Source organism: Flagellimonas ochracea (assembly GCF_009903685.1).
Lineage (GTDB): Bacteria > Bacteroidota > Bacteroidia > Flavobacteriales > Flavobacteriaceae > Flagellimonas > Flagellimonas ochracea.
Genome location: NZ_JAAABI010000002.1, coordinates 540,146 through 566,799 on the forward strand (window position 1 = coordinate 540,146; position 26,654 = coordinate 566,799).

The 26,654-nt window shown below is 41.5% G+C and carries 28 protein-coding genes; 13 read left to right on the forward strand and 15 right to left on the reverse strand.

The genetic code is table 11. From position 1 onward, the window contains the following. Positions 1-5: 5 nt before the first annotated feature. Both GTQ34_RS08060 and GTQ34_RS08065 read right to left on the reverse strand, forming a co-directional pair. Positions 6-731, reverse strand: coding sequence for a membrane or secreted protein (locus GTQ34_RS08060; protein WP_166523260.1), 726 nt, complete (start codon positions 729-731; stop codon positions 6-8). Continuing rightward, complete coding sequence (locus GTQ34_RS08065) at positions 712-1,995, reverse strand: hypothetical protein (protein ID WP_166523261.1); 1,284 nt, start codon at positions 1,993-1,995, stop codon at positions 712-714. Before GTQ34_RS08065 ends, GTQ34_RS08060 begins: the two co-directional genes overlap by 20 nt. Positions 1,996-2,094: 99 nt before the next feature. Between GTQ34_RS08065 and GTQ34_RS08070 the strand changes: the two genes are divergently transcribed. From GTQ34_RS08070 to GTQ34_RS08095, 6 genes are all read left to right on the forward strand, one after another. Then, positions 2,095-3,225 carry a 3-keto-alpha-glucoside-1,2-lyase-like domain-containing protein gene (locus GTQ34_RS08070; protein ID WP_166523262.1) on the forward strand — a complete coding sequence of 377 codons (1,131 nt, stop codon included), beginning with the start codon at positions 2,095-2,097 and terminating at the stop codon, positions 3,223-3,225. A 533-nt stretch (positions 3,226-3,758) separates the two neighbouring features. Continuing rightward, on the forward strand, positions 3,759-5,213 hold the full coding sequence (locus tag GTQ34_RS08075; protein ID WP_166523263.1) for a type III PLP-dependent enzyme domain-containing protein: 1,455 nt from the start codon (positions 3,759-3,761) through the stop codon (positions 5,211-5,213). 18 nt (positions 5,214-5,231) lie between these two features. Further along, on the forward strand, positions 5,232-6,173 hold the full coding sequence (speB, locus tag GTQ34_RS08080; RefSeq protein WP_166523264.1) for an agmatinase: 942 nt from the start codon (positions 5,232-5,234) through the stop codon (positions 6,171-6,173). Beyond that, a complete protein-coding gene (locus GTQ34_RS08085) occupies positions 6,163-7,137 on the forward strand; it encodes a deoxyhypusine synthase family protein (RefSeq protein WP_166523661.1) in 975 nt (324 codons plus the stop codon). Before speB ends, GTQ34_RS08085 begins: the two co-directional genes overlap by 11 nt. A 21-nt stretch (positions 7,138-7,158) precedes the next feature. Continuing rightward, positions 7,159-7,437 carry a hypothetical protein gene (locus GTQ34_RS08090; RefSeq protein WP_166523265.1) on the forward strand — a complete coding sequence of 93 codons (279 nt, stop codon included), beginning with the start codon at positions 7,159-7,161 and terminating at the stop codon, positions 7,435-7,437. A gap of 207 nt (positions 7,438-7,644) precedes the next feature. Beyond that, a complete protein-coding gene (locus GTQ34_RS08095) occupies positions 7,645-8,061 on the forward strand; it encodes a VOC family protein (protein WP_235914992.1) in 417 nt (138 codons plus the stop codon). Between the two features lie 40 nt (positions 8,062-8,101). On the opposite strand, the gene GTQ34_RS08100 is transcribed toward GTQ34_RS08095, so the two are convergent. The 3 genes from GTQ34_RS08100 to GTQ34_RS08110 all read right to left on the reverse strand — a co-directional run bounded on the left by GTQ34_RS08100 (position 8,102) and on the right by GTQ34_RS08110 (position 10,642). After that, positions 8,102-8,581 (reverse strand): c-type cytochrome, encoded by a 480-nt coding sequence (locus GTQ34_RS08100; protein ID WP_166523266.1) that lies wholly within the window; start codon positions 8,579-8,581, stop codon positions 8,102-8,104. 100 nt (positions 8,582-8,681) lie between these two features. After that, on the reverse strand, positions 8,682-9,641 hold the full coding sequence (locus GTQ34_RS08105) for a YheT family hydrolase (RefSeq protein ID WP_166523267.1): 960 nt from the start codon (positions 9,639-9,641) through the stop codon (positions 8,682-8,684). Then, on the reverse strand, positions 9,641-10,642 hold the full coding sequence (locus GTQ34_RS08110; RefSeq protein ID WP_166523268.1) for a bestrophin family protein: 1,002 nt from the start codon (positions 10,640-10,642) through the stop codon (positions 9,641-9,643). The genes GTQ34_RS08105 and GTQ34_RS08110 overlap by 1 nt, the downstream gene beginning before the upstream one ends. Positions 10,643-10,780: 138 nt before the next feature. Here GTQ34_RS08110 and GTQ34_RS08115 point away from each other — a divergent pair, with 138 nt between their 5' ends. Then, on the forward strand, positions 10,781-12,430 hold the full coding sequence (locus tag GTQ34_RS08115; RefSeq protein ID WP_166523269.1) for an FAD-dependent oxidoreductase: 1,650 nt from the start codon (positions 10,781-10,783) through the stop codon (positions 12,428-12,430). Positions 12,431-12,435: 5 nt separating this feature from the next. Here GTQ34_RS08115 and GTQ34_RS08120 read toward each other — a convergent pair whose 3' ends face one another. After that, on the reverse strand, positions 12,436-13,413 hold the full coding sequence (locus GTQ34_RS08120) for an NAD(P)H-dependent flavin oxidoreductase (RefSeq protein ID WP_166523270.1): 978 nt from the start codon (positions 13,411-13,413) through the stop codon (positions 12,436-12,438). 117 nt (positions 13,414-13,530) lie between these two features. Here GTQ34_RS08120 and GTQ34_RS08125 point away from each other — a divergent pair, with 117 nt between their 5' ends. Then, positions 13,531-14,013 (forward strand): acyl-CoA thioesterase, encoded by a 483-nt coding sequence (locus GTQ34_RS08125; RefSeq protein ID WP_166523271.1) that lies wholly within the window; start codon positions 13,531-13,533, stop codon positions 14,011-14,013. Positions 14,014-14,033: 20 nt separating this feature from the next. On the opposite strand, the gene GTQ34_RS08130 is transcribed toward GTQ34_RS08125, so the two are convergent. From GTQ34_RS08130 to GTQ34_RS08160, 7 genes are all read right to left on the reverse strand, one after another. Then, a complete protein-coding gene (locus GTQ34_RS08130; RefSeq protein ID WP_166523272.1) occupies positions 14,034-14,705 on the reverse strand; it encodes an SMI1/KNR4 family protein in 672 nt (223 codons plus the stop codon). Between the two features lie 114 nt (positions 14,706-14,819). Further along, a complete protein-coding gene (locus GTQ34_RS08135; RefSeq protein WP_166523273.1) occupies positions 14,820-15,713 on the reverse strand; it encodes a DMT family transporter in 894 nt (297 codons plus the stop codon). Next, positions 15,710-16,063: an arsenate reductase family protein gene (locus tag GTQ34_RS08140; RefSeq protein WP_166523274.1), complete on the reverse strand. Its 354-nt coding sequence runs from the start codon at positions 16,061-16,063 to the stop codon at positions 15,710-15,712. Before GTQ34_RS08140 ends, GTQ34_RS08135 begins: the two co-directional genes overlap by 4 nt. Before the next feature lie 47 nt (positions 16,064-16,110). After that, the gene (locus GTQ34_RS08145) at positions 16,111-16,803 is read right to left on the reverse strand and encodes an aspartate/glutamate racemase family protein (RefSeq protein WP_166523275.1); all 693 of its coding nucleotides are present in this window, start codon (positions 16,801-16,803) and stop codon (positions 16,111-16,113) included. An 11-nt stretch (positions 16,804-16,814) separates the two neighbouring features. After that, a complete protein-coding gene (locus tag GTQ34_RS08150) occupies positions 16,815-18,239 on the reverse strand; it encodes a pyridoxal phosphate-dependent decarboxylase family protein (RefSeq protein WP_313790412.1) in 1,425 nt (474 codons plus the stop codon). 4 nt (positions 18,240-18,243) lie between these two features. Further along, the gene (locus GTQ34_RS08155) at positions 18,244-18,384 is read right to left on the reverse strand and encodes a hypothetical protein (protein ID WP_166523276.1); all 141 of its coding nucleotides are present in this window, start codon (positions 18,382-18,384) and stop codon (positions 18,244-18,246) included. A 43-nt stretch (positions 18,385-18,427) separates the two neighbouring features. Next, complete coding sequence (locus tag GTQ34_RS08160) at positions 18,428-18,730, reverse strand: ArsR/SmtB family transcription factor (protein WP_166523277.1); 303 nt, start codon at positions 18,728-18,730, stop codon at positions 18,428-18,430. Between the two features lie 111 nt (positions 18,731-18,841). On the opposite strand from GTQ34_RS08160, the gene GTQ34_RS08165 reads away from it, so the two are divergent. After that, positions 18,842-19,393: a conjugal transfer protein TraO gene (locus GTQ34_RS08165; protein WP_166523278.1), complete on the forward strand. Its 552-nt coding sequence runs from the start codon at positions 18,842-18,844 to the stop codon at positions 19,391-19,393. 29 nt (positions 19,394-19,422) lie between these two features. Here the strand turns inward: GTQ34_RS08165 and GTQ34_RS08170 are convergent, their stop codons facing one another. Then, positions 19,423-20,166, reverse strand: coding sequence for a DUF3298 and DUF4163 domain-containing protein (locus tag GTQ34_RS08170; RefSeq protein ID WP_166523279.1), 744 nt, complete (start codon positions 20,164-20,166; stop codon positions 19,423-19,425). An 85-nt stretch (positions 20,167-20,251) separates the two neighbouring features. Here GTQ34_RS08170 and GTQ34_RS08175 point away from each other — a divergent pair, with 85 nt between their 5' ends. The 4 genes from GTQ34_RS08175 to GTQ34_RS08190 all read left to right on the forward strand — a co-directional run bounded on the left by GTQ34_RS08175 (position 20,252) and on the right by GTQ34_RS08190 (position 26,106). Then, complete coding sequence (locus GTQ34_RS08175; protein WP_166523280.1) at positions 20,252-21,406, forward strand: cystathionine gamma-synthase; 1,155 nt, start codon at positions 20,252-20,254, stop codon at positions 21,404-21,406. A gap of 129 nt (positions 21,407-21,535) precedes the next feature. Then, positions 21,536-22,879 carry an NADP-specific glutamate dehydrogenase gene (gene gdhA, locus GTQ34_RS08180; RefSeq protein ID WP_166523281.1) on the forward strand — a complete coding sequence of 448 codons (1,344 nt, stop codon included), beginning with the start codon at positions 21,536-21,538 and terminating at the stop codon, positions 22,877-22,879. A gap of 91 nt (positions 22,880-22,970) precedes the next feature. Then, complete coding sequence (gene recO / locus GTQ34_RS08185; RefSeq protein WP_166523282.1) at positions 22,971-23,690, forward strand: DNA repair protein RecO; 720 nt, start codon at positions 22,971-22,973, stop codon at positions 23,688-23,690. Between the two features lies 1 nt (position 23,691). Further along, positions 23,692-26,106, forward strand: a complete 2,415-nt coding sequence (locus GTQ34_RS08190) for a TonB-dependent receptor (protein ID WP_235914993.1) — start codon at positions 23,692-23,694, stop codon at positions 26,104-26,106. 69 nt (positions 26,107-26,175) lie between these two features. On the opposite strand, the gene GTQ34_RS08195 is transcribed toward GTQ34_RS08190, so the two are convergent. Then, positions 26,176-26,490, reverse strand: a complete 315-nt coding sequence (locus GTQ34_RS08195; protein WP_166523284.1) for a DUF4175 domain-containing protein — start codon at positions 26,488-26,490, stop codon at positions 26,176-26,178. Between the last annotated feature and the right edge of the window lie 164 nt (positions 26,491-26,654).

The following is a 26,654-nucleotide window of genomic DNA, read 5'->3' on the forward strand; positions in this document are numbered from 1 at the left end:
TTTTCCTATTCAGATAGGGTTCTTTTACTCCAAATCTCGTAGATGGGCATTCCTTTGCTGCTTAATCCAGAGTGGTGCCAGTCCCCATCCTTGATTTCATAGTCGAATTCCAAACTCGCACCAACACGCGAATCGTCCCTTGAAAAGAAGCCAATTAGCTCCGTGTATTTTCCATTCTTGGTGGTATAGGTTCCACCACCGGTCCCCATAAATTCTTTTGTTTCTGTATTATAGGCAATCCATTGAAATCGGGTGCCCGATAAAATCTTCATGGTCTTTCTGGGGCGGGAAGTGTCCATTTGGCGCATTTCTCCACCACGTTTTCTCCCTGAAATGAGCCATGCACCATTTAGTTCTCCTGGCCCACCATCATCGATTCGTGTCCAAACCTTATCCGCCATATGTAATTGTCCATCAATAAATTCAAATTCAGTACTTTCTGAGGTGCCTACCAAACTGGGATCAAATGTTGCGAATTCATAGGTGTGGTTAAAGGTGGCGTTATTTGTATTAAAAGAACCTCCCCAAGTCCCGCCAAACTTTCCCGTTTCCTTGTCAAAGAATGCTTCAGAGACGAAGCCATAAGAAAAAATGGTCACATAGTGGGTGTCAACACCTGCTTCGTTTTGTAAAACAGTCTCCCAAGCGCCGTCAAACGATTGGGACTGCAAAACGGAACAAAACAAGAATAAAAAGGGGATAATAATGCATTTAGTTTTCGTCAAATTCATCGGAATATAGAATTTTACCGTTCAAATCCTTTAAATATACATAATCTACGACCCCTTTGCCAGTGAAGGTAAAGATCAATCCCATAATTTTACCGGAGGTTCCTTTTAAGGGGGTTTGTAAAACCAGAACGTCATTCAAATGTATTTCAAGGAATTGATTCTTACCGATAATTTTCAACGTTTGCCATTCCTTCATGTTTACCCCTAGGGCGGAAAAGTCATTCTCCGCTCCCATTAAGAATTCATCGCCTATTTTTAACATAAGGTTGCTTTCACAACCCTTTTCAACGATGCCAACAGCAGAAACATCTTTTTCGTCAATTAGTACCATTTCCATATAAGGGCATATCAAGCTTCTTGAATCTTCAAACCGCACTTTTGTTTCCAGCACAAAGGAATCGCTTTGAAGCCCATTGAATTCGCGGATATTGAAAAAAGAAAGGATTAAGTTCTGTTTGGGATCCACGCCGGATTCTTGAAGATCACGGTCCCCAACTTTAAGCTTTCCGCCAGATATAATGTTCTCTTGATTGGGATAAATTGGAATTTCTTGAAGCCTTTCAGATTTAAGCGTTGCAAACCAACCGTCCGTTTGTACAAGAATTCGCTTTCTTTTGATAATACTGTCATTGGCTATTAACCGGGCCCAGTGAAACCCGGGGTAGTAGTAAATCTGTGAGAAGTTTTTCTTGTTTGGATCAATTGGGAATTTATGAGTGGGGTTCCATGACCGCTGGATGAAAAAACTGTCTGCTTTGACCTCCGTCAAGTCATAGGAAAAAATAACCGAGTTCGGCACATTGAAAGCCACTGTTTTGTTGACCGAAAAGGAAACATTTTCAGGGATTACCAATTGTTTTTCCTGCGTGACCAAAGAAATCAGGAGAAAGGTTAAAATTACAATGCTCAATGTAGCAACAACAAGAACTTTCTTTGAAAAAGGTTTGGGTCTGACTGAAGATGGTCCTGATACCAAAGAATCTTTGTGCTGATCTTGTCGAAAGTCGTTCCAGTTCTCGTAGTGCAGTAAAGAAACCAGAGCATCCAAGGTGCTGGGATGGGGCATCTTGTTAAAGTCATTTTTCCAGAGCCGTTTCATGGTGGATAGACTAATCCGGATATTGGACTTCTCATCCATCAGATCAATCAAGTACTGCAAATCTCGCTGGCTGAGATTTACCTCCGAAGAGGCCTTTTCTGGAAAGTAGCGCGCCACAATTTCCTGGATACAATTGTTTACGTAGTTTCTTTCATTAGCTGTCATGGGTACAATTTATAAAATGGACGTGATATGGATTATAAATAGATGCCTTTTGATGGTTTGTTACAGTAAGGTTCGCTCGAATTTTGAAAAAAAGAAAACATGAACAAAAAATGTATTAAACGGAGCATGGGACTTTTTGCCATGCTGACATTGATTTCAGGTCAAATGATAATGGGGCAAAACATTCCTTTGACCAAAGAAAACTGGAATATCATCGACAATGAGAATAACCAGACTCTTGATTTTCACACTACAAATTACAAAGGGAAAGTAGCATTACGGTTAGGAAGACACAAAATAGCCAAGCTCGAAGGTAAAACCTATGAAAATTTTGTGTTGGAAATGGATATTGCCGGAAAGGCGATGCCTGGGATAGGATTCCATGCGGAGGACTTATTCAATTATGAGTTTTTTTATTGTAGGGTTTTTTCTGGAGGAAAAGAAGATGCGCTACAATATGCCCCTGTGTACAACGCAGCGCTGCCTTGGCAGCTCTATAATGCACCCATTTATGAGACAGAAGCAACATTCAAACCAGAAGAATGGTTCCACTTGAAAATGGAAGTTTATGGGAATAACATGAGGGTTTTCATCGGAGATGACGATAGACCAAACATGCAGGTTGAACTTCTACAGCATGAAGTGGATAAAGGAGCCATCTTTTTAAAAACAAGTTTTGCAGAGGCCTACTTTGCAAACATCGAAATTCGTGAGTTGGAAAATCCTTTTCCCGTAGAAGAAGCAGAAAACCAAAAGACGTATTTAACGGATTGGGAAATCTCGGAGCAACTAGAGGGCAATATATATTCCCAAAGGCAATATTATCAATGGTTGGATGATGCTGAAAAAGAGCACAATTGGAGGAACATTAAAACAGATAAAAATGGAATCGTGAATTTGGCCCAATATTTTGACCATCCCAAAGAATCAGTTTTTGCCAAAACGAATATTATCTCTGAAGCGGACAGGAATGTTACATTGGCCTTTGATTACACCCAGGTATTAATGATCACAATAAATAATCAGCCTGTATTTTTTGGACGAGAGCTTGACACACACAATTTTATGCGAATGATGGATGGAGAGGAAAAAATACAGTTGTCCCTTAAAAAAGGGGACAACAAACTGGTATTTTGGGTACGGTCTGATGATGAATGGCAAGAGGCCAATCCACGTTATTTGGGAAGAAAACAAGCCATGAATTGGGGGTTTATCGCTCGATTGGAATGATGAACGGTATCTAAAAGAGGGCTTTTTGTTCGTTTTTTGGAGCAAAAGAATTGTAGGGTTATTTGGAAATCTTTTTGATACAATGAACCACTACGCCCTCTTCTTTAAACCTTAATTTTTAGGTGTAAGTACCAAGCTGTATTATTCCAATCCCAGTTATTCGAACTTATTTCGGGACAGTCTTGAAGTTTTGCATTAAGAACATCTCGTCGATACTATTTAGAACAAGGATTGGTGAATTGTTTTTTTTATTAAGTTTGACTTTAGTAAATGAGTCCATCTAACCGGACGCATTGCCTTTTGTTTTGAAAACTTTTTTCAATTTCGGGCTTATGGCAATAAGGAAGTCTAGCCAAAAAGCCGTCTTAGGGATAGGACACCGAATAATAGGGCTGGCTTCCAAAATGTATTTTCAGATTCGTGATTTCACACGAGGGTTTTCTTTCTTGACACATACGATGTTTGTATTTCGCATTTAAATGATAGTCTCTTCCTCGGACTTGATACTAGAAATTTTATAATGCCAAATAAAGATGAAAACCAAATACATCGATTTGATCGAACAGACCTACGATTTTCCACAAGAAGAATTTCAGCTTCAGGAAAGTTCATTGCAATTTCATGGAATAGACCTTATGCGCCTTATTGAGCGCTATGGCACCCCATTAAAATTCACCTATTTGCCCAAAATATCGGAAAATATCCAACGGGCAAAGAAATGGTTCAATACTGCAATAAACAAACACAACTATTCAGGGAAATACCACTATTGCTACTGCACCAAAAGTTCTCATTTTGAACATGTATTGAACGAGGCTCTTAAAAATGACATTCATATCGAAACATCATCAGCTTTTGATATTGATATCGTTGAAAATCTAAAGAGTGTCGGAAAAATATCCAACACACAGTATGTACTGTGTAATGGTTTTAAAAGGGACAGATATATTCAAAATATAGCCAGGCTTATCAACAGTGGCCATGAGAATTGTATACCGATCATAGACAACTTTGAGGAAATAGACCTGTTGAGTGAAAACATAGAAAGTAATTTTAATATTGGCATACGTATAGCTTCTGAAGAAGAACCCAAGTTCGAATTCTACACTTCGCGTTTGGGCATAGGGTACAAGAATATCGTACCCTTCTATGTCAGTAAAATAAAAGACAACCCAAAGGTCCAACTCAAAATGCTGCATTTCTTTATCAATACAGGAATTCGCGATACAGCTTATTATTGGAACGAACTTCTAAAATGTTTGAAGGTTTATATTAGTCTTAAAAAGATATGTCCCACACTGGATAGTCTGAATATTGGTGGGGGATTCCCTATCAAAAACTCATTGGCGTTCAACTACGATTATGAGTACATGGTTGATGAGATTATCCATCAAATTAGTCAAGCTTGCAAGGAAGCTAGTGTTGAGCCGCCCCACATCTTTACAGAGTTTGGCAGTTTTACGGTGGGAGAGAGTGGTGGAAACATTTATCAAGTGCTTTACCAAAAACAACAAAATGATCGTGAAAAATGGAATATGGTCAATTCATCGTTTATTACCACAATGCCTGATTCTTGGGCCATAAGCAAACGGTTCATCATGTTGGCAATCAATAGGTGGCACGACGAATACGAGCGTGTTCTGTTAGGAGGGTTGACGTGTGACAGCGATGATTATTATAACTCGGAACAAGACTTAAATGCGATTCATTTGCCAAAGTACAAAAAGGATAAGCCACTCTATATTGGTTTTTTCAACACTGGGGCCTATCAGGAAACTATCGGCGGTTTTGGGGGATTGCAGCATTGCCTCATTCCTCATCCCAAACATATATTGATACATAAAAATTTTCAAGGAGACCTTGAGACATCCGTCTTTGCCGAACAACAAACGGCATCTGATTTTCTCTCCATTTTAGGATACAATAAATACGAATTGAACAAAACTTCGCTTAAAATGGGGGAAAGTTTGGCATACCAAAAAAATTGATGCTTTAAATCAACTGAAATGAAATTAGAAAGAACATACGCAGGGATTCCAGAGGAATACGCATCTTCACACAAATCTAAAGTTGTTTTAATTCCCGTTGCCTACGATGGAACGAGTACCTGGGGCAAAGGTGCCGATAAGGGTCCGGATGCCTTTCTGCAAGCTTCAGAGAATATGGAGCTTTATGATATTGAAACGGACAGTGAAGTATACAAAGAGGGAATTTATCTGACGGAAACTTTGGATGGTTTCGACTCACCTGAAAGCATGGTAGAAATGGTTCATAAAGTGGTCAGGGATTATCTGAACAGAAATAAGCTCGTTACAATAGTTGGTGGGGAACATTCGGTCTCTATTGGTGCTATTAGGGCATTTGCAGAGTCGTACGAAGGATTGACGGTACTCCAAATAGATGCCCATGCCGACTTGAGAGAAGAGTACAATGGCTCTAAATATAATCATGCCTGTGCTTTACATGAAGCCTCACAGAACACAAACCTGGTTCAGGTTGGTATAAGAAGTATGGACAAAATGGAAACTTCCGTTATGAACAAGGATAATGTCTTTTTTGCCCACGAAATGGTAACCGATGATTTTTGGATGGATAATGTGCTGGATGCGATGACCGAGAATGTTTACATCACCTTCGATTTGGATGCGTTGGACCCATCCATTCTCCCAGCAACGGGAACGCCTGAACCCGGCGGACTTTTTTGGTATGAAACTTTGGAATTTCTTAAAAGGGTCTTTGAGGAATGCAATGTGGTCGGTTTTGATATCGTGGAACTTTGCCCTAATCCAGAAGACAGGGCTTCCGATTTTCTAGCCGCAAAACTTTATTATAAAATGCTGAGCTACAAATACAACAGTCAGGATTCCGAAGAAGTGGAATATTTGGATGGGCAACACGAGAGTTTTGAAAAATTTGATGGAACAAAAGAAGAATATGATGAGCGATAAAGGTGAAGTTTCCAAGTTTATCGAAAAGCATTTTCTTCATTTCAATGCAGCATCTTTGGTGGATGCTGCTAAGGGATATGAAGCCCAGTTGGGACAAGGGGCAAAAATGTTGGTGTCCTTGGCAGGTGCCATGAGCACCGCTGAATTAGGTAAGATTTTTTCAGAGATGATCCGTTCAAAAAAAGTTCATGTCATTTCATGTACCGGAGCTAATCTAGAAGAGGATATCATGAATTTGGTAGCTCATTCTCATTATAAAAGAGTGCCCAATTACCGTGATCTGACCCCGCAAGATGAATGGAATCTGTTGCAGAATGGACTCAACCGGGTCACCGATACCTGTATTCCAGAGGAAGAAGCTTTTAGACGTCTGCAGGAACACATTTATAAGATATGGAAGCAAGCAGATGATAACGGGGAACGACTATTCCCTCATGAATGTATGTACCGCCTTCTGCTATCAGGGGTGTTGGAAGAGTATTACGAAATAGATGTTAGAGATTCGTGGGTGTTTGCTGCGGCCAAGGCCAATTTGCCGATGGTGGTCCCAGGATGGGAAGACAGTACAATGGGAAATATTTTTGCCAGTTATGTTCTGAAAGGCGAGCTCAAAGCCAGCACCATCAAGTCTGGAATTGAATACATGACCTTTTTGGCCGATTGGTATAGGCAAAATTCCAGCAATGGTATTGGGTTCTTTCAAATTGGCGGAGGAATAGCAGGAGATTTCCCCATTTGTGTGGTTCCGATGCTCTATCAAGATATGGAAGAAAAAGATACGCCATTCTGGAACTATTTCTGCCAAATAAGTGATTCTACAACAAGTTATGGCTCCTATTCTGGAGCCGTGCCGAATGAAAAGATTACTTGGGGGAAACTCGATATAAAAACACCAAAATTCATAATAGAAAGCGATGCCACCATTGTGGCCCCATTGATTTTTGCCTACGTTTTGAAAATATAACTGGATCGAGAAAGGAGTGACATGAAAAGAGTTATAGTTGATTACAAAAAACTTGATGGGGTAATACTAAATCTTTTAGTGGAGAAGTACCCCGACGGTTACGGGGATGGCGACATCATTAGCTTTCGAAATTCTCAAGGAGAATGGGTTGAATGCATAGAGGTCAGAACAAAGGATACCGTATATTTGGTAAAAGTGAGCAAGCGACTTACAATGGCCATGGAAGACTACGAAATTTCCGCCGACAAAGAGGACGACATTACGCTGGATTACAGTGAACAAAATTTGGAAAAAGAATAAAAGAGTCCATCAAAGATTAAAAAAGACAATAGAAATTATTTTCTAACCCAATTGGACCCTTCGAAGTACAAGGAGAATGAAAAGCCAAATTCGAAGCCGTACTCTGGTTAGAATGGAAAAAGGCCATAGAACATATGGATAAATCAGATAAATAGGCTTTTCAATCCTATTTTAAGAATAGATTACAAAACAAAAAACACACAAAAAATGATGGAGGCAAAGTTCCACCTCGCCTTGCCATGTAGGGATATCGAGGAAACAAAAAAGTTCTATATGGAGATTATTGGCACCAACTTGGGAAGGAACACTGAAAAATGGTTGGATATTGACCTATTTGGCAACCAGTTAACATTTACACAGGCGGGTAACTTTAGTTTTGATTTCAAAAGCTATAAGCTTGATGACTATATTTTGCCAGCCTTCCATTTTGGAGTTATTATACCCAATGATAGTTGGGAGGAACTCTATGGCAGACTTTTTCAAATGGACTTAGAGGTAACCACTAAGGCCACTTTTATGCAGGGCAAAAAGGGGGAACACCTTTCTTTTTTTGTTCAAGACCCCAATGGATACATGTTGGAGTTCAAAAGCTTTAAAAATGTCAATGAAGTCTTCACCTTATGAAGAAGAAGAAGGAAGCCTAATAGTCACAACGCTTATTAGTTTACAGCGTTCTTAAATACTCTGCCAGATCCCGGGCTTCTTCCTCGGTCAGGTTTTGGTTGAGCATAATGGCATTGTTGTATTCCTTGAGCAAGGCCTTCGCTATAGGGTCTTCCTTTAGCATTCCGTCCGGATTCAAGATCATGTTCATTACCCATTCTGGGCTTCGGCGTTCGTATACTCCCTTCATGGCTGGCCCTATCATGCGTTGGTCCACCATGTGGCATGCCACGCAAATGGCATTGAATGTTGCTTCGCCTCGGGCGGCCATTTCGGCATCAATTTCTTCGGGGAAATCTACATTTTTGATGGGTCCAACTCCTTTGTTATCCAAATCAACGGGCACTCCTTCACTGGTCTGTGCCTGTTTTTCTTCTGTCTTTGTTCTGCTTACCTCAAAACCATCTTCTTTCTTTTCTTTTTTTCCACCACAGCCCATCACTAGGGATGCCAATGTAAACAAGACTAGTATTCTTTTCATTTTATGAACTCTTATAAGGTTGATGTCAATTGTAGCTACTAATATAACCAATATATGGTTGAAATCATGTTTCAACTTTTTGAACCCCCAATGTAGAAATTCAGGGGGTATTGAAAAAGTCAAGTGCTCTTTTTTCATTATAGGTAATGTTGTCCTTTCCCCAAAAGCCAACGTGCCCACCATATTTTGGCACTTCCAGATAGAGGTTGGGATTAATTTCAGCTTCCTTGTAAGGATAACATTCGGATCCCAGAAAAGAATCATCTTGGGCATTGATGATTAGGGAAGGCGCTTTTATATCAGATAAAAACTGGAGGGAGCTACATTTTTCATAATAATCCAAGGCATCTTTAAAATTATGTGCCCTGCTGGTGTAGATATCGTCGAAATCCTTGAGAGTCTTTATTTTTTTGATGTCCTCATCGGGAATTAGTTCTGGGAAGAGTTCTTGTTTTTCTCTCAGCTTGGCAATGAGGTGTTTCTTGAACCGCTTTGCATAAAGCACATTTTTAGGCATTAGCAATTGTTCACATGAATCACGCAAGCTACAGGGCACAGAGACGGCCACGGCTGCTTTAACTTCCTTTGGAACGGTGTTTCCCTCACCCAAATATTTTAAGGCAAGGTTTCCGCCCAAGCTGAATCCTTTTAAATAGATTTCCCCATACTTTTTGGCATCAAGAATGTGGTCTATGACTTCAATAAGATCCTTAGTGGCCCCAGAATGGTACGAGCGATATTTTGAATTGGGCTCGCCACTGCATCCACGATAGTTAACCGCACAGGCATCATATCCCTTTTGATTGAACACTTTAGCACTTCCTGTGATGTAGGGGCGTTGGGCGTTCCCCTCCAAACCGTGTAACAGGATGACCAATTTATTTGATGGTGTTTGGGATTTGCTCCAATCCAAATCTAAAAAGTCACCGTCGGCAAGTGTGATTCGCTCCCTTTTTTGGACAACACCATCCACTTTTCGAACAAGTCCAGAATAGATGGTGGCAATGTGCCCATTTCTAAAGAATAGCGGAGGACGGTAATTCGTTGAAAATAAAGGCATTAATATAAAATATTATGCTGGGCTTTCACTTTTTCAGGAAGATCCGTTTCGTCCAACATGTCCCTTAAATCAATTTCAATGGTGCGGCACAATGCTGTCATGGGGACATCGTTGATTCTTCCCTCAAAAGGATCTTCGCTGTTACTCCCCACTTTTTCCATGGTCGTAAAAACCCATGAAATCAACACGGAAAAGAAAATCATCAAAGCAAAGTACCACCAACTGAGTCCCATTTCCAGTTCTTGTAGCTGGGCCTTAAATACATTGAGGAGCCCAAAAGGTAGCAGCAGTACAAAAATCCAAGTAAAAAGTGTGCTGAAGTAGGCATACTGCCTTGGGAAAGGTGTGTTTTTTATTCGTTCACATTTCCCTTGAAGATTATACATTTCCTCCAAATTACTATGCAATACCTGTTTGTCGAATTCCGTTATTTTTTCCTCTTGCAGCAACTTTTTTAATTGTTGACCCTGGTTTTTAACGAGATGGGTGGCCACATTTTTTCTGTTCTGCAAATCATCCAATTCATTAGTTGAAAGGAACTTATCCATCCCGTCACAGGCTGGATTGCGTTCCCCATGTTTTTCAAACAATCGCTCCACGGCCCTATTTTCCTTAATGGAAAAACTGGTGGGTTGCCGTAATTGAATCCGTAGTGCATTGATCCACGCAACATGGCGGTAGATCAATTCCATTTGGGCGGAGCGGTCATTTTCAACAAAGCTGAGCACATTGTTGGCCCAGGTTCGGGAGTAGTTCACAATGCCTCCCCAAATTTTCCTGGCTTCCCAAAAACGATCATAGCTTTGGCTGTTTTTGAAACCGATATAGAAAGCCACAGCAATTCCAATCACCGATAAGGGTTGAAAAGGAATGTCGATATGTTTCCAGTCCAGAAAATGATAGAAATAAAAAATGATGGCTGCATAAACCGTGAAAAAAATCAAATTTTTCCAGGCATATCGCAAAATGATGTGCCAACTGATGTTTCTTTTGATGTACATGGCTGTTGGTTAAAACCTAAAAATACCAAATTCCATTATAACGGATTACAAATCAAAGTTGAAAGTAAAGATTGTCGTATTTTTAAGTTCCTTGAAAAAAGCACAATTCCAAAGGCTTCAACAAAAATCAAAAAGAGCATGAAAGACGCTAGATTTCCAGAATTAACGGCACGTCAAATAGGCATTTTGAAAACATATGGTAAAATTGAAAGCTATGGTGAAGCGACACGAATTTTTACGTTGGGCGATTTGCAATACGATTTTTTCGTTGTTATGGCCGGGGAGGTGACCATTGAAGATCCGTATAATGACAATAAGCTTATTGTGGCCCATCAAAAGAATGAATTTACAGGCGATAGTGGAATGCTTTCAAATAGGGGTGCGCAATTTCATGCAGTGGCCCAACCCAATACCTGTGTGCTTCGAATCACGCCAAAACGTTTAAAGGAGGCCATTTCAAAACACAGCGATATTAGCGATATGCTATTAAACGCCTTTTTGTTGAGGCAAGAAACAGTATTGACAGAATTTGAGGGGGGAATCAAACTGGTGGGATCAGGAACTTCAAAGGAAACTTACGCCATTCGGGATTTTATGGAAAAAAATCACCTTTGGTACAATTTTTTTGATGTCGACACCTCGGAAGAGGCTAGGGAACTCCTCAAAAACTTTGGGCTCTCCTCAGATGATCTGCCTATTTTGATAAATAGTGATGCCAAAGTTTGCCAAAACCCATCCTTAGAGGAATTAGCAAGATATTCTGGAGTTTTGATGGATTTTGAGGATAAGGTGTTCGACCTTTTGGTGATTGGTGCGGGCCCATCAGGATTAGCGGCAAGTGTTTATGCTGCTTCTGAAGGGCTGAGTGTGGTTACCATTGACAGCAAAGCTCCTGGCGGACAGGCTGGGAAAAGCTCAAAAATTGAAAATTATCTTGGCTTTCCTACAGGAATTTCCGGTAGTGACCTAGCCAATAAGGCCTATGTACAAGCTCAAAAATTTGGATGCAACATCTCCATCCCGCACAAGGCTGAAAGTATAGAACACACTGGCAGACATTTCATCGTAAAAGCTACCAATAAGACTATTAAAACAAGGGCGGTAATGGCTGCCACGGGTGCAAATTACAGACAGCTGCCCGTGAACAATATTGAAAAGTATGAAGGAAGTGGAGTCTTTTATTCAGCTACAGGAATGAATGCCGCTGCCTGTAAAAATGAACTGGTTGGTGTAATTGGAGGAGGAAACTCTGCGGGGCAGGCTGCACTGTTTCTTGCGGATCACGCAAAGGAAGTCCATGTGATTTTGAGAGGCGGGAATTTAGGGGGCAAGATGAGTGATTATTTGGTGCAACGTATTGAAGCTGCGGAGAATATTCTTGTTCATCTTCATACAGAAGTAGTTGAGCTTAAAGGGCGTTATTATCTGGAATCTGTTGTTATGAGAAATGGCCAAGGAGAATCTATCGAAAAGAACATCACCAATTTATTCACTTTTATTGGTGCGAGTCCCTGCACAGATTGGTTAAAAGGCTTGGTAGAGACCGATGAGCGTGGATTTATATGTACTGGCCCTGGAATTAAGGAGGAAAAGTTGCATTCCTGTGACATTTTTAGGGAACGCAAACCACAATCGTTGGAAACCAGCATACCTGGTTTTTTTGCCGTGGGCGATGTCCGAAAGGGCTCTGTGAAACGAGTAGCCTCTGCTGTGGGTGAGGGTTCCATGGCCGTCAGTCAGGTTCATCAGTTTTTAAGCGAAATAAAAAAGACCGAAGAAACAGTTTAAATCAATCAATTTTTGGGAAAGGTCTTGAGTAGGGCGTGTTGTTCTTCAATAGCAGCCTTGAATTCTTTTTTCAAAGTTTCCACCAACTCAGACACGGGCAATACATTTTCTATGGAGGTAACCCCTTGTCCTGCGGACCATATGGTCTTCCAAGCCTTGGCCTCGGTGTCCAACTCTTTTCCAAAATCAATTTTATGATTCTTTTTCAGATCCTCTTCCGAGATTCCGGCAGCTTGAAGGCTGGCCGCTAAAAAGTTGGCGTGCACTCCGGAAATGGCAGCGGTATAGACCACATCGCTGGCACCGGCATCGATGATCATTTTTCGATAATCCTCGGGGGCTTCACTTTCTTTCGTATTGATAAAACGTGTTCCCATATAGGCCAAATCGGCTCCCATCTGCATGGCACTGGCAACATCTCTTCCCGAACTGATACAGCCCGAAAGAAGGATGGTCTTATGGAAGAATTTTTTTATCTCGGCAACCAAGCTCATTGGGTTGATGCTTCCTGCATGACCACCAGCGCCTGCCGATACCAGAATAAGACCATCCACTCCTGCTTCAGCGGCCTTTTCAGCATGCCTCTTTTTAATGATATCATGAAACACCAGCCCACCATAACTATGAATGGCATTTACAACTTGGCTAACTGCACCCAATGAAGTGATTATTAAAGGCACTTTATGTTTTACACAGAGCTTAATGTCCGCTTCAAGCCGGGGGTTGGTGGGATGTACGATGAGGTTGACCCCAAATGGCGCCGGTTTCTTTCCGGTTTTTTCTTCATAATCCTTCAACTCGGATTTTATCTCGATGAGCCATTCTTCAAAACCTTCACTGGTACGTTGATTCAAAGCAGGAAAAGTCCCCACAATACCATTTTTACAACATTCCACTACCAATTTGGGATTGGAAATAAGAAACATAGGTGCTGCCACCACAGGCAATGATAGGTCTTGGATAAAGTCAGCTTTTTGGCTCATAAGGATTGTGTTAAACTATGTTTAAAAATAGTATTAAAAGTGGTACTTACTATGTATTAGTTTTTAAAACAATGGTAATTTTACAATTATTATGCATGCATAACAAATTAACCGACTATGTTTTTTAAGGAGTTTGAAATACGCTGGAGCGATTTGGACGCCAATCGCCACTTGGCCAACTCGGCCTATATCAATTTTATGAGCCATACCCGAATGGCTTACCTGGGTTTGATTGGATTTAATCAGAAGAGTATGGCCCAACACAGTCTTGGTCCCGTGGTGTTCTATGAGCACATATATTATTTTAAGGAGGTTTTTGCTGGAAAACCTGTAAAGGTTTCATTGAGCTTCAAGGGAATGAGCAAAGATGGGATGTTCTTTGAGTTTGAACATAACTTTTACGACAGCGAAGGAAAAAATTTTGCACGCTGCCAGATGATGGGTGCTTGGATCGATTTAAAAGAACGAAAATTGACCGGTTTGCCGGATGTGTTTTTGGAAGTTTTTGAGCAAATGGAAAAGGCAGAAGATTTTAAAATATTGACGAAAGAAGATACCCGAAAATATGTCCAGGTCCCCAAGGACCTACAAATGATTTAGTCCAATTTTAAAACTTAGGATTACCTATTATCTTTATTGGAAAACCCAAACCATTTTGGGAAAATACCGGTTTTGTCTGCTTCTATAATTTCGTCAAGCCATCGCTCGTACCAGTCCAAAAAATTGTTATCAGGGCTAAATAGAGGTCTTTCTATTCCAGATATTTCTATATTGACCACTTTGGCCTTGTGGACACCATTCAACACCAGGCCATGTAAAAAACTACATCCTTGAAATCCAAGGGGTAGGATTCCTCCATAAAGTTTTTCGAATTCGGTGTGATATTCTTCATCGGAGATTTCATCTTTATCCATAAATGAAGTCATGTTTTCCCATTCGTCATCACTCATTTCTGGATTTAAGCAACAATGCTTCTTCAAGAATATTTTCGGATCATCGGGAACTACTTGATCGAGGTTATGACCTAAAGGGTAGATTCCATAGTAAGGGCCGGCACCTGAGTTTTGGTAAGAAATTCCACCGTTTCCAATGTTCAGCAGAAAGGTTTTGTAACAAACAGGTAGTTGGATTCCATATTGTTTTTCAAAAGCTTCAACCTGATACGATTTTGCAGGAGGATTCAAATGGTACTTATGTCTCGCAGCACCAAAAGTCTTATATGCCAGGTCAATTTTTCTGGCTTCTTGGAACTTAATTTTAATTCGACGTATTTGTTCTGTGTAGTTTACCATGGAGTCCGTTTTGGATGTAAACTACATAAGCTCGATGTAATACTAACCAGCAAATTGACGGATAGTCGTTTGCACTTAACAAAAGGATGATAGCGTCTTGCCTAAGGCATCAAATTAAACACCCCTCTTGGCCCGTTTACTCGCCAAGTAAACCCCCAACAAAACAAAAATCGTTGCAATGACCTTTATCCAGGTCAGATGGTCCTTGCCCGTTGCCAGTGCAAACAAAATCCCGATGAGCGGCTGCATATAAACAAAGGCACCAACCGTGGAAGCTTTAAGTTCGGTAAGTGCAAAAACATTGAAAAGATAGGTCATAAACGTGGTCCCAATAACCACAAAAGCAATGGCGCCATAGACCCATAGCGGCATAGTGGACCATTGTATTTCTAAAAATTCGGGCAGCGTAATCGGAAAATTGATGACAACCGCAATGGTGAACAACCATTTCATCAATGTAAATGGATGGTACTTTTCTATCAGTTTTTTGGCCACAATGAGGTAGGCTCCATATGAAGTAGCGTTGATGACGAACAAAAAATTCCCAAAGGGAATGTTGGGGGCATCTTGTCGTAGTTCGGCACCAAAAAGAATAAGGCCAAGTGCCCCGACAAATCCCAACAAAATACCAATGGCTTTGTTGAAAGTTATTCGTTCACTTAAGAAGAAGGCCGATAGAACGACAACAATAATCGGGGTAATGGTCACCAATACAGCACTGTTGATAGGGGTGGACAATTGAAGACCCTTGAAAAAAGAGAGCATGTTGATGACCATTCCCAAGATGGAACAAACCAAGATTCTCCCCCAATCCCGTTTTTCAATTTTCTCCTTTGGACCAAAAAGGGAAATACCCCAAAATAACGCCGAAGCGCCCACCACCCGAAGCATAATAAATCCTAAGGGTTTTACATAGGTGGGCATAACACCTTTGGCCAGCGTATGGTTGATGCCGTAAATAGTGGTGGCCGTTATGGCTGCCAAAATTGCCAAGGTGCGCTTGCTCATGAATGCAGGGCCTTTTTGGCAGCTTCCGCTACTTTCTTGGAATTGCCAACAAAAATTTGATTGTCCACTAAAATTACTGGACGCTTTAAAAAGGTATAATGCTCTAGAATGAGTTTTTTATACTCGTTTTCAGAAAGTTCCTTGTCCTGCAATCCCATTTGACGGTATAGCATGGCCCTTCTACTAAATAGCGGCTCGTAACCCCCGCTGAGCGATGCCATTTCTTCCAACTGCTTAGAAGTCATAGGTTCCGTTTTAATGTCTTGCAGTATAACCCCATCCAACGGTTCCAGGTCCTTGATGATGCGCTGGCAGGTTGTGCAATTGCTTAAATGGTATATCTTTTTCATGTTAATGGCTTAGGTGCACAAAGGAAATCAAAATTCCATCAACACCGTCAAGATAAAGCAAAATCCACCGCTTTTTTGGCATGGATTTTAGTGGTGTCAAAAGTAGGAATTGAAGCTTCACTGTCAGGAATCAATATGGGTAGTTCCGTGCAACCCAATATAGCTCCTTCCGCTCCTAGCCCTTTCATTTTTTCAATGATGCCCAAACAAATATTCTTGGATTTTTCGGTAAATGTTCCTTTTACAAGTTCATCATAAATGATTGATTGTAAGATTTCGCGATCTCCGGCATCTGGAATCAGGACCTCAAGACCAAAGTCATCTTCCAGTTTTTTGGTATAGAAATCGTTTTCCATGGTAAATTTTGTGCCGAGCAGCGCTATTTTCTTTAATCCTCTCTCCTGAATAGCCGCTCCGGTCACTTGGGCAATATGCAAAAAGGGGATGCTCGTAGCCTGTGTGATGGCATCGCTGACCAAATGGATGGTATTGGTACAGAGTATAATGACTGCTGCACCCGCAGCTTCCAGTTTTTTGGCATGCTCGGCCATAATAGTACCAATTACTTCCCAATTGTCCGAAAAGGAATGCCGTTCAATTTCTTCAAAATCCACAGAGGAGAGTATGCTTGCCGCCGAATGCGAACCTCCCAGTCTCTCCCGGACCATTTCATTTATGTGTTGGTAGTATATTTTGGAGGATTCCCAACTCATACCCCCAATCATTCCTATTGTTTTCATGCTAAAATGGATTAGTTGATTTTTGTTTTTTTGTCTTGTATGCTATCTAGAGCTTGTTTGAAAGAGTTGATTGAACGAACAATATCTTTTTCCGTAGTGGCCCATGAGCAAACACTGATTCGAATCACTTTGCGCCCATTCCAAGTTGAACCACCGACCCAACAATCCCGAAGTTCTTGTATTTTTTTGAGCGTTTTGTCCGTTAGTTCATCAGATTCACATTGAACGATAACCTGATTGAAAACAACATCGTTCAAAACCTGGAAACCATCAACTTTGGAAATGAGCTGCGCAAATTGTTTGGCTCTTTGGTGCATTTCGAATATCATATCATCGATTCCTGTGCGGCCCAAATATTTCAAGGTGGCCCAAAGTTCTATCGCTCTGGACCTCCGTGACATTTCTGGAGTAAAGAACATACCATCTCTTTCTTGTCCAGTGACAATATAACCAGCATTCATGTGAAATGCTGAGGTCAAGGCTTCGCTATCGTTGCAAAGAACAATGCCGGAATCGTAGGGTACGTTCAGCGTTTTGTGGGCGTCGACCGCCCACGAGTTGGCTTGCTCAAAACCTTTTGTAAGATGTTGCAGCCGCTCAGTGCCTGCAGCCCACAGTCCGAATGCACCATCGATATGCACCCAGGCGCCATTGGTCGGGATTTCTTTAAAGAGGGTTTCAAAATCGTCAAAAGCCCCACTATTGACATTCCCGGCTTGCAGGATCAGTATGGTATTTTCGTCCAACTCTGGAATTTTATCAACACATATTCTTCCTTGTTGGTCTACATCCACCCATTCAATATTTTCTTTTCCAAGACCTACCAGCGAGATGGCCTTTAAAATTGTAGAATGGGCATGTTTGCCTGTTACTACCCGTATTTTGGGAGCTCCGAAAAGTCCTTTTTCATTGATGTCCCAATGGTTTCTTTTTAGAATTCGGTATCTAGCTGCTGCCAGACCACAAAAATTTGCCATAGAAGTGCCACTTACAAATCCTGCTACAGTTTTATCGGGCAACCCGAACAGGTCCACCAACCATCTTTGGACAACACTTTCCAACTTAGACGATATGGGAGACATTATCTGAAGCGCTGAATTTTGATCCCAAAAGGAGGCTAGTCCCTTGGCAGCCAATCCAGCAGGAACCACACCCCCGGTCACGAAACCAAAATACCTTCCACCGATATGGGGCATGGTATTGGGAGCGCCTTTGGTTTGTAGCAAATCAATAATTTCGTGCGAGTTCCCTGGTTTTTCAGGCAAATCTTCATCGAATGCGGATAGCATTTCCAAGGCTTTGTCCAATGGTGCTACATGGCGTTCAAATACCTTTTCAATGAAGTCGTTTCCGTAGGAAGTGACTTTTTCGAACAATGATCTGTCCGCAATTTCCGAGAACATTTTTGCCTGGATTTGATTGGGTTGCTTGTTCACTTTGTTATTTGGTTTTAGATAGGTGTTCAGCTCCTTCGATTACAAAGCGCAAGAGGAAATTTTTTAGGTTGGACAGGTTACCCCGCCTTCTTTTTTCTGCTTTGTCAACCATTTCGATATGGGTGTAATCGATGCAGTTTTCCATAATATTTATATTTCGCTAATTATCAATATATATGCTCAAAAAATTAGAGTTCGTTTTCCAAGACTTTTACATAACCTTGGATCACCTCCTCGTTTCTCCGATAATAGGTCCACTTACCGTGACGCGTGGGGATGACCAACTTGGCGTTTTGCATGGAATTTAAATAAGTGGATATGGTGGACTGTGATAAGCCCGTTTTATCCTGAATGTAACCCACGCAAACCCCGTCGTCAAAATGGTCGATATCTTGGTGCGGCGGAAAATTTTCAGCAGGATTTTTAAGCCACTTCAAAATATTTACCCTAGTTTTATTGGACAGTACCTTACTTATCTCGACAATATTCATACCTCAAATATAAATTAAGTATTTACATATCTAGAATTATAGATATGTTTTAACATTTTATTTTTATAGTTTGAGTGAGCCGAATTAGCATAAATCCCAAATCATACTACCATGAAAAGAAAGCCTATGACCTACTTGGGCCTTATGGTCCTTTGCATTTTGTTGTCCAACCAGGTACTGTCCCAACGGACCAATGTTGCCATAGGGATGGTGCCCAATTATAAGACTGATGGCTTTGGTGCCACCCTTAGTTTAAATTATACACGAAGTAGCACTGACTATCTCCAAGCAGCTGTGGTAGCCGCTTTTTCCAAAGAGCAACCTAACTCGGGCGTGGAATTCCCCTATGAGGACTACCTGTTCAATCTAGGGTATTTCACCACGGTTTTGTCGGCACCCCGAAAGGGTATCTTCTTCTATTTTGGGGGAGGGCCCTCGGTGGGGTATAAGCATATCAACGATGGGAATACTGAATTTCCTTTTGATGCCTTGGAGGCTGAGAGCAGTTTTATCTATGGCGGCTATGCCTCTTTTGAAATGGATTTTTTCCTTTCAGATGCGTTTTCCTTAATCATCCCCATCAATGGATATTACCATTTTAACAGTGATCTAAACGACTCCATGCTCTTGTTGGGTGTTGGGGTGCGGTATTACTTCAAATAATTCTGTACCAAAACTAAAATAACAAGTACTTATAACTTCACCTTTCTTTTTAAATAATGATTAATCTCCGCATAAGGCAGCATAAGTTCAATAGGCCCATCGGCATAGGAGGCCACTTCATATTGGTTGTAGATCAACCGTATGCCCTCTGGAGTATAGCCCACATTATCCGCTAGGTGGAAGCTATCCTTTTCAAACATAAAACCTGTCACATTGATGTTGGCATCCTGCGGGATACCCTCTTGGATTCGGAATTTGGTCTCGGCATACTTCTCAAAACCCTCCAAGTCCTTAAACAGTTCCCAGTTTTCAAGTTCAGTACCCTTGTTTTTATCAAAATTGAGCAGGGTTGTGGAGCCATAGCCATGCGCCCCACCGGTAAATGTGTAGGCATTCAAAACGAGTGTTAGGATCTCCTTATCCTCAAAAAGCACCTCACCCTTTATAGTGGCTTCCCAACCAACGGTTTCATCCGGGTATTTAGATTTCAATTCTTGAAAACCCGCTGTAAATGAGGTCATCGCATGGTCCATGCTTTCAATGTCTCCGCCATCATCAAACGAAAGCAAGGAAATGATTTCTTCTTCCAGGGCATTGTTGATGGTATTAGCAACAGCCATATTATCCAAGGCTTTTGGAATTACTATCTCGATGTTGGGACAGTCCGCACACGATTTGTTTTTCAGTTCAAAAGGCTCAAAAGTAAGTTTGTGCTCTTCTTCACAACCAATACTAATCAATAACAATAGGAGTAGGCTAACTATTTTTTTCATTTGAATGGGGTTAATGGCTTCAAAAATAAGACATCGTTGATTACTCCAAAAGATAACGATACATTTGCAAACATATCACAAGAAAATGAGTAATAAAGAATTAAAATTCAACAGCAAAACGATACACGGAGGCCAACATCCCGATAAGGCCTATGGTGCGGTAATGCCTCCCATTTATCAAACATCCACCTATGCCCAGACGACGCCCGGTGGGCATCAGGGTTTTGAATATTCTAGAAGTGGAAATCCCACAAGGACGGCTTTGGAAAATGCATTGGCAAGTATTGAAAATGGCAATTATGGCCTTGCCTTTGCCAGCGGACTCTCTGCCATGGATGCCGTGATCAAGTTGTTGGAGCCGGGTGATGAAGTAGTTTCCACGAATGATTTATACGGAGGGAGTTACCGTCTTTTTAAGCAGGTTTTTGAGAAGTACGGCATCAATTTTCACTTCGTGGGCATGCAAAATATAGATGCGATTGCCGAGAAAATCAATGAGAAGACAAAATTACTTTGGTTGGAAACCCCGACCAACCCGATGATGAACGTTATCGATATTATGGCCGCATCGCAATTGGCAAAAAAGCATGACCTACTCTTGGCGGTGGATAATACCTTTGCCACCCCATACCTTCAACAACCGTTGGATTTGGGTGCGGATATCGTGATGCATTCAGCCACCAAATATTTGGGAGGTCACAGCGATGTTGTTGTTGGAGCCTTGGTGGTCAAGGATAAGAATTTGGCCGATAAATTGTACTTCATACAGAATGCCAGCGGGGCCGTTTGTGGACCCATGGATAGCTTTTTGACGCTGCGCGGCATAAAAACCTTGCATGTGCGTATGCAGCGCCATTGTGAAAATGGCGAGGCCATTGCGAAATATTTGGCCAGCCATGCAAAAATAGAAAAAGTGTATTGGCCAGGTTTTGAATCGCATCCCAACCACGATGTGGCCAAGAGCCAAATGAACGGTTTTGGAGGGATGATTTCCTTCATCCCAAAGGGAAGCAGCTTTGAAGATGCCGTTAAAATTGTGGAAAAACTTCAGGTTTTCACCCTTGCAGAATCCCTCGGGGGGGTGGAAAGTTTGGCCGGCCATCCAGCGAGCATGACCCATGCCAGCATACCCAAGGAAGAACGTGAAAAAAGTGGTGTGGTCGATGCTTTGATTCGCCTCAGCGTTGGCATTGAGGATGTTGATGACCTCATTGCTGATTTGGAGCAAGCGATAGGGTAATCAATTTTGAAAAATTTTCAAAAAACCGCCTTTCAAATTATGCAAATAGTATAATTTAGCCCACAAATTCCTAATTCAATAAAAATTAGTGCTCTGTCAAGGTTCAGGGCTGCAAACAGAAATCCCTATATGGAAACAAAAATCAAAGCATTTATGGATGAGGTGAAGACCAGAAATGGTCATGAGCCAGAGTTCATCCAAGCGGTACAAGAGGTTGCGGAAACCGTAATACCCTACATCGTGAAGCATGAAATTTACCATGGAAAAAACATTCTTTTACGCATGGTGGAACCAGAAAGGTTGATTTCCTTTCGGGTGGCATGGATAGATGATGATGGAGAAATTCATGTGAACCGAGGTTATCGGGTGCAGATGAATTCTGCTATAGGACCGTACAAGGGAGGTCTTCGTTTTCACCCAACGGTAAATGCCAGTGTATTGAAATTTTTGGCCTTTGAACAGGTTTTCAAGAACAGTTTGACCACCTTGCCCATGGGTGGTGGTAAAGGAGGCTCGGATTTTGACCCAAAAGGTAAGTCCGACGATGAAGTAATGCGTTTTTGCCATTCTTTTATGGTTGAATTATGTCGCCACATTGGACCAAATACGGATGTACCTGCCGGAGATATCGGTGTAGGTTCACGTGAGATTGGATTCTTGTTTGGTATGTACAAAAAAATCAGAAACGAGTTCACCGGCGTGTTGACAGGCAAGGGACGTTCTTGGGGAGGTTCTTTGATTCGCCCTGAGGCGACGGGATACGGCACGGTCTATTTTGCGGACAGCATGCTAAAAACCCGCAATGAGTCTTTCGAAGGCAAAAAAGTCGTGATTTCCGGTTCTGGAAATGTGGCCCAATATGCTGCTGAAAAAGTGTTGCAATTGGGAGGCAAGGTACTTACCCTTTCCGACTCTGGGGGCCATATTTATGATAAAGACGGCATTGACAAGGATAAATTGGCTTGGGTCATGGACTTAAAAAACAACAAGCGGGGCAGAATTTCAGAATATGTGAAAGAATACCCTTCTGCGGAATACCACAAAGGAAAATCGCCTTGGAGCGTGCCCTGCGATGTGGCATTACCTTGCGCTACTCAAAACGAACTTAATGGTGATGATGCAGCAACCTTGATGAAAAATGGGTGTATTGCCGTAGCCGAAGGAGCTAATATGCCGTCAACGCCAGAAGCTATACATGCTTTTCACGAAGCGAAATTGCTGTTTGCCCCAGGAAAAGCTTCCAATGCTGGAGGTGTGGCCACATCCGGATTGGAAATGTCACAAAACTCACTACGGATCAGTTGGACCAGAAAAGAGGTGGACGAACGGTTGAAGGGAATCATGGAAGACATTCATAACTCTTGTATTGAATATGGCAAAGAAGAAGGCGGGTATTGCAACTACGTAAAAGGAGCAAATATTGCAGGCTTCGTAAAAGTGGCGGATGCCATGTTGGCCCAAGGGGTCATATAGCAAGGACCATAATAAATAATTTGGTTGGCAGTTACCATGGGTGATAATACCTTTACACCTAAGGCAGCTGCCTCTCTTTTTATAGGAACCAATGCAGATAACCACAAAAGCCATAGTGCTCTCAGCCATCAAGTATGGGGATACAAGTCTTATTGTCAAGGCTTATACAGCATCGGACGGGTTGAAGACCTATCTTATAAAAGGCGTGTTGACCAGCAGAAAAGGAAAGTTGAAAGCCGCCTATTTTCTTCCCTTGATGCAACTTGAAATTGTAGCCGTGCATAAAAATAAAGGTACCATGGAAAGCTTAAGGGAGGTCAAGGTGGATATTCCGTATAAAACATTGCATACCCATGTCGTGAAGAACAGCATTGTACTATTTTTATCGGAAATGTTGGGAAACAGCATTCGCGAGCAGGAGCAGAACCAAGGACTTTTCAATTATTTGCAATATGCCTTTCATTGGTTGGATGAGAACCATCCCGACCCGAATTTTCATTTATTGTTCTTACTTAACCTTACCAAATATTTAGGGTTCTATCCCGACACTTCTGGAGAATCAGCTCCTTATTTCGATTTACTTGAAGGAAGCTTTATTACAACACCCAGTCTCAATCCCTTGTTAGATGGGGAAACCGTAATGAGTTTTAAGAAATTGTTAGGCATGAATTTTGATGCACTTACTACGATTAAAATCAACAAAACCAACCGCCAAGAACTCTTAAAAAAGGTTGTTCTGTATTTTGAATTACATTTGCACGGATTCAGAAAACCGAAGTCTCTGGCCGTTTTAAATGCAGTTTTTGAGTAGTATGCGCAAAATAGGCTTTGTCCTTTCTTTTATTCTATTTTCTTCAATTGTATGGGGTCAAGAGGTATCTATTTTGGATGCGGAAACAGGCATGTCCGTATCCAATGTGGCCATTTACAACAAAGACAAATCCAGAACAGCCATTTCTGATTTTGAAGGTAAAAGTAATCTTGAAGCTTTCTCACGAAATGAGAAAGTAACCTTCAAGCACATCAGTTATGAAACTTATGTGACCACCAAAGCGCAGATAAGCAAAAGAGGTAACAGGGTATATCTTTACTTAAAACCAGAAGAGCTTCAGGAAGTTGTCATGTCGGTCTCCAAGTGGGAACAACAGAAAAAACATGTGCCTCAAAAAATTGCTTCCATAGACGCACGTTCCATCGCGTTCAACAATCCGCAAACAGCTGCAGATCTTTTGCAAAGTACTGGGAAGGTATTTGTACAAAAAAGCCAATTGGGAGGAGGAAGTCCCATGATTAGGGGGTTTGCTACCAATAGATTGTTGCTTTCCGTAGATGGGGTCCGCATGAACAATGCCATTTTCCGAGGAGGGAACATTCAAAATGTCATTTCAATAGATCCGTTTACCATTAGAAATACAGAGGTGATTTTTGGTCCTGGTTCTGTCATTTACGGAAGTGATGCCATCGGGGGAGTAATGAACTTTTACACCCAAAGACCTAGCTTTTCGTTTACGGACAGTCTAGCCCTGTCGGGGAACGTAAATTATCGGTTTTCTTCGGCAAACAATGAAAATACCACCCATGTTGATTTTAATTTGGGACAGAAAAAATGGGCCTCGTACACCAGTTTTACATACAACAGTTTTGGAGACTTGGTAATGGGGAAACATGGACCGGACTCTTATTTGCGAAACAACTTTGTTGTTCGCAGGGATGGCACGGATGTTTTGGTGGAAAATGATGATGCTAGAAAACAGGTGACATCGGGATATGACCAATTGAACTTCTTGCAGAAGATCACCTATCGGCCCAATAACCGCTGGAACTACGATTTGGGACTAATATATTCAGAAACATCTGATTATTCCAGATATGATAGATTGATTCGTCCTAACAGCGAAGGAGACGGCCTCCGCTCGGCAGAATGGTTCTATGGCCCCCAAAAATGGTTCATGGGCAATCTTCAAATTACCAAGAAAGGAAAAAACAGATTTTATGATGGGGTAAAGCTTACCACGGCGTACCAGCATTTTGTGGAAAGTAGGAATGAAAGGTTATTTCAGGAGGCCCTACGTTTCACCACAAAGGAAAAAGTGGATGCACTATCCGTCAACCTTGACTTTGAAAACAAAAAAATCGGGGATCTACGATTGTATTATGGTGCTGAATACGTCTTCAACAAAGTGAATTCAGAAGGAAGTCAGAAGGATGTTGAAACAAATCAGACTGTCCCGGCTGCCTCACGTTATCCAGATGGCGCCACCTGGCAGACATTTGCGGGATATGTCAATGGAGAATATCAAATAAAACCCAATTTCACCCTGCTTTCGGGTGCGAGATACAGTCAAGTTTGGGTAGACGCTCAATTTGAAAGCGACTTTTTTCCATTCCCCTTTGATGAAGCTGACATCATTACCGGTGCCCTCACAGGAAGCATGGGATTCAGCTGGTTTCCGAGTGCAAACCTGCAAGTGACCCTAAATGGTTCCACGGGATTTAGGGCTCCCAATATTGATGATGTAGGAAAGGTTTTTGATTCCGAGCCTGGTTCGGTGGTGGTGCCCAATCCCGACTTGGAGCCGGAATATGCTTATAACGCGGATATTGGAATCCGAAAAAACTTCGACGACAAGGTTGTTATTAGGGGAGCGGCTTACTATACCTATTTGGTCGATGCCTTGGTTCGTAGGGATTTTACCTTTAATGGACAGTCGGAAATTGAATATAACGGGGAACTGAGCAATGTACAGGCGATACAGAATGCGGCCAAGGCCTATGTGTATGGTTTTGAGTTTGGGTTGGATGCTTTTTTTGATGAGCATTGGTCGTTCAATTCAAACTTAACCTTGACCGAGGGAATTGAGGAGGATGATGATGGAGTGGATTCAGCAGCACGACATGCCGCTCCAACGTTTGCCGATGTGCACCTTATTTGGCAAAACCAAAAATTAAAGGCCGATTTCTTCTTAAATTATAATGGGGAAATTGGTTTCAGGGATTTGGCGTTGTCCGAAAGAAGCAAGGCTTTCATTTATGCCGCTGATTCCAATGGAAACCCTTTTGCCCCATCATGGTATACGCTCAACCTTAGGTCCCAATATCAAATTTCCAATGCGTTGCGGGCGACTATTTCCTTAGAGAATATGACCAATCAACGGTACCGCACATACTCCTCAGGAATTGTTGCCCCTGGGACCAACTTGATTTTGGGATTGGGCTATGCTTTTTAGAAAAAGAAAAGGCATGGAAATCTCCATGCCTCAAAATAAAATGGTTTTAGTGGTATGCAATAGGTGAAACTAAAGGCTATCAATGGCCTTTTTCGCAGCTTCCTTGGCATCTTCACCCATTTCTTCAGCCTTGTCCATTGCATTTTCACCGGCTTTCTTGATACTGTCAAGAGCCTGCTCACCCATTTCTTGGGCATCTTCTCCAGCTTGTTTTACGGCATCAACAGCATCATTGGCCGCTTCATTTATGCTTTCCCCTGCTTCATCAAGGGCATCTCCCGCCTCTTCAGTCGCATCTTTGGCCTTGTCGGCAGCATCCTTGCAAGATGTCATTACCGAGAAGGACAACGATAGAGCCATAAAGGCAATCAAAACTTTTTTCATATCTAACATGGTTTAGTGTTAATGGCTGAAAAGATAGTGAAATTTAGACAATTGAGAATGGGGTTCGTATTGTATTTAAGTTAAGGCATTTACCAAAAATCAAATACCTGATTTAATCGGGTATAATTCCCGTTAAATTTATAATTTTGCAGACTTGGAATTCT

Excerpts from the sequence above, each read along its gene's own strand:
- gdhA (WP_166523281.1), top strand. The coding sequence starts at position 21,536 with ATGGAAACAAAAATCAAAGCATTTATGGATGAGGTGAAGACCAGAAAT.
- GTQ34_RS08165 (WP_166523278.1), top strand. The coding sequence starts at position 18,842 with ATGAAAAGAAAGCCTATGACCTACTTGGGCCTTATGGTCCTTTGCATT.
- GTQ34_RS08065 (WP_166523261.1), bottom strand. The coding sequence starts at position 1,995 with ATGACAGCTAATGAAAGAAACTACGTAAACAATTGTATCCAGGAAATT.
- GTQ34_RS08075 (WP_166523263.1), top strand. The coding sequence starts at position 3,759 with ATGAAAACCAAATACATCGATTTGATCGAACAGACCTACGATTTTCCA.
- GTQ34_RS08190 (WP_235914993.1), top strand. The coding sequence starts at position 23,692 with ATGCGCAAAATAGGCTTTGTCCTTTCTTTTATTCTATTTTCTTCAATT.
- GTQ34_RS08135 (WP_166523273.1), bottom strand. The coding sequence starts at position 15,713 with ATGAGCAAGCGCACCTTGGCAATTTTGGCAGCCATAACGGCCACCACT.
- GTQ34_RS08110 (WP_166523268.1), bottom strand. The coding sequence starts at position 10,642 with ATGTACATCAAAAGAAACATCAGTTGGCACATCATTTTGCGATATGCC.
- GTQ34_RS08090 (WP_166523265.1), top strand. The coding sequence starts at position 7,159 with ATGAAAAGAGTTATAGTTGATTACAAAAAACTTGATGGGGTAATACTA.
- GTQ34_RS08140 (WP_166523274.1), bottom strand. The coding sequence starts at position 16,063 with ATGAAAAAGATATACCATTTAAGCAATTGCACAACCTGCCAGCGCATC.
- GTQ34_RS08085 (WP_166523661.1), top strand. The coding sequence starts at position 6,163 with ATGAGCGATAAAGGTGAAGTTTCCAAGTTTATCGAAAAGCATTTTCTT.
- GTQ34_RS08060 (WP_166523260.1), bottom strand. The coding sequence starts at position 731 with ATGAATTTGACGAAAACTAAATGCATTATTATCCCCTTTTTATTCTTG.
- GTQ34_RS08120 (WP_166523270.1), bottom strand. The coding sequence starts at position 13,413 with ATGAGCCAAAAAGCTGACTTTATCCAAGACCTATCATTGCCTGTGGTG.
- GTQ34_RS08175 (WP_166523280.1), top strand. The coding sequence starts at position 20,252 with ATGAGTAATAAAGAATTAAAATTCAACAGCAAAACGATACACGGAGGC.
- GTQ34_RS08070 (WP_166523262.1), top strand. The coding sequence starts at position 2,095 with ATGAACAAAAAATGTATTAAACGGAGCATGGGACTTTTTGCCATGCTG.
- GTQ34_RS08195 (WP_166523284.1), bottom strand. The coding sequence starts at position 26,490 with ATGAAAAAAGTTTTGATTGCCTTTATGGCTCTATCGTTGTCCTTCTCG.
- GTQ34_RS08125 (WP_166523271.1), top strand. The coding sequence starts at position 13,531 with ATGTTTTTTAAGGAGTTTGAAATACGCTGGAGCGATTTGGACGCCAAT.
- GTQ34_RS08115 (WP_166523269.1), top strand. The coding sequence starts at position 10,781 with ATGAAAGACGCTAGATTTCCAGAATTAACGGCACGTCAAATAGGCATT.
- GTQ34_RS08155 (WP_166523276.1), bottom strand. The coding sequence starts at position 18,384 with ATGGAAAACTGCATCGATTACACCCATATCGAAATGGTTGACAAAGCA.
- speB (WP_166523264.1), top strand. The coding sequence starts at position 5,232 with ATGAAATTAGAAAGAACATACGCAGGGATTCCAGAGGAATACGCATCT.
- GTQ34_RS08160 (WP_166523277.1), bottom strand. The coding sequence starts at position 18,730 with ATGAATATTGTCGAGATAAGTAAGGTACTGTCCAATAAAACTAGGGTA.
- GTQ34_RS08130 (WP_166523272.1), bottom strand. The coding sequence starts at position 14,705 with ATGGTAAACTACACAGAACAAATACGTCGAATTAAAATTAAGTTCCAA.
- GTQ34_RS08095 (WP_235914992.1), top strand. The coding sequence starts at position 7,645 with ATGATGGAGGCAAAGTTCCACCTCGCCTTGCCATGTAGGGATATCGAG.
- GTQ34_RS08170 (WP_166523279.1), bottom strand. The coding sequence starts at position 20,166 with ATGAAAAAAATAGTTAGCCTACTCCTATTGTTATTGATTAGTATTGGT.
- GTQ34_RS08100 (WP_166523266.1), bottom strand. The coding sequence starts at position 8,581 with ATGAAAAGAATACTAGTCTTGTTTACATTGGCATCCCTAGTGATGGGC.
- GTQ34_RS08145 (WP_166523275.1), bottom strand. The coding sequence starts at position 16,803 with ATGAAAACAATAGGAATGATTGGGGGTATGAGTTGGGAATCCTCCAAA.
- recO (WP_166523282.1), top strand. The coding sequence starts at position 22,971 with ATGCAGATAACCACAAAAGCCATAGTGCTCTCAGCCATCAAGTATGGG.
- GTQ34_RS08105 (WP_166523267.1), bottom strand. The coding sequence starts at position 9,641 with ATGCCTTTATTTTCAACGAATTACCGTCCTCCGCTATTCTTTAGAAAT.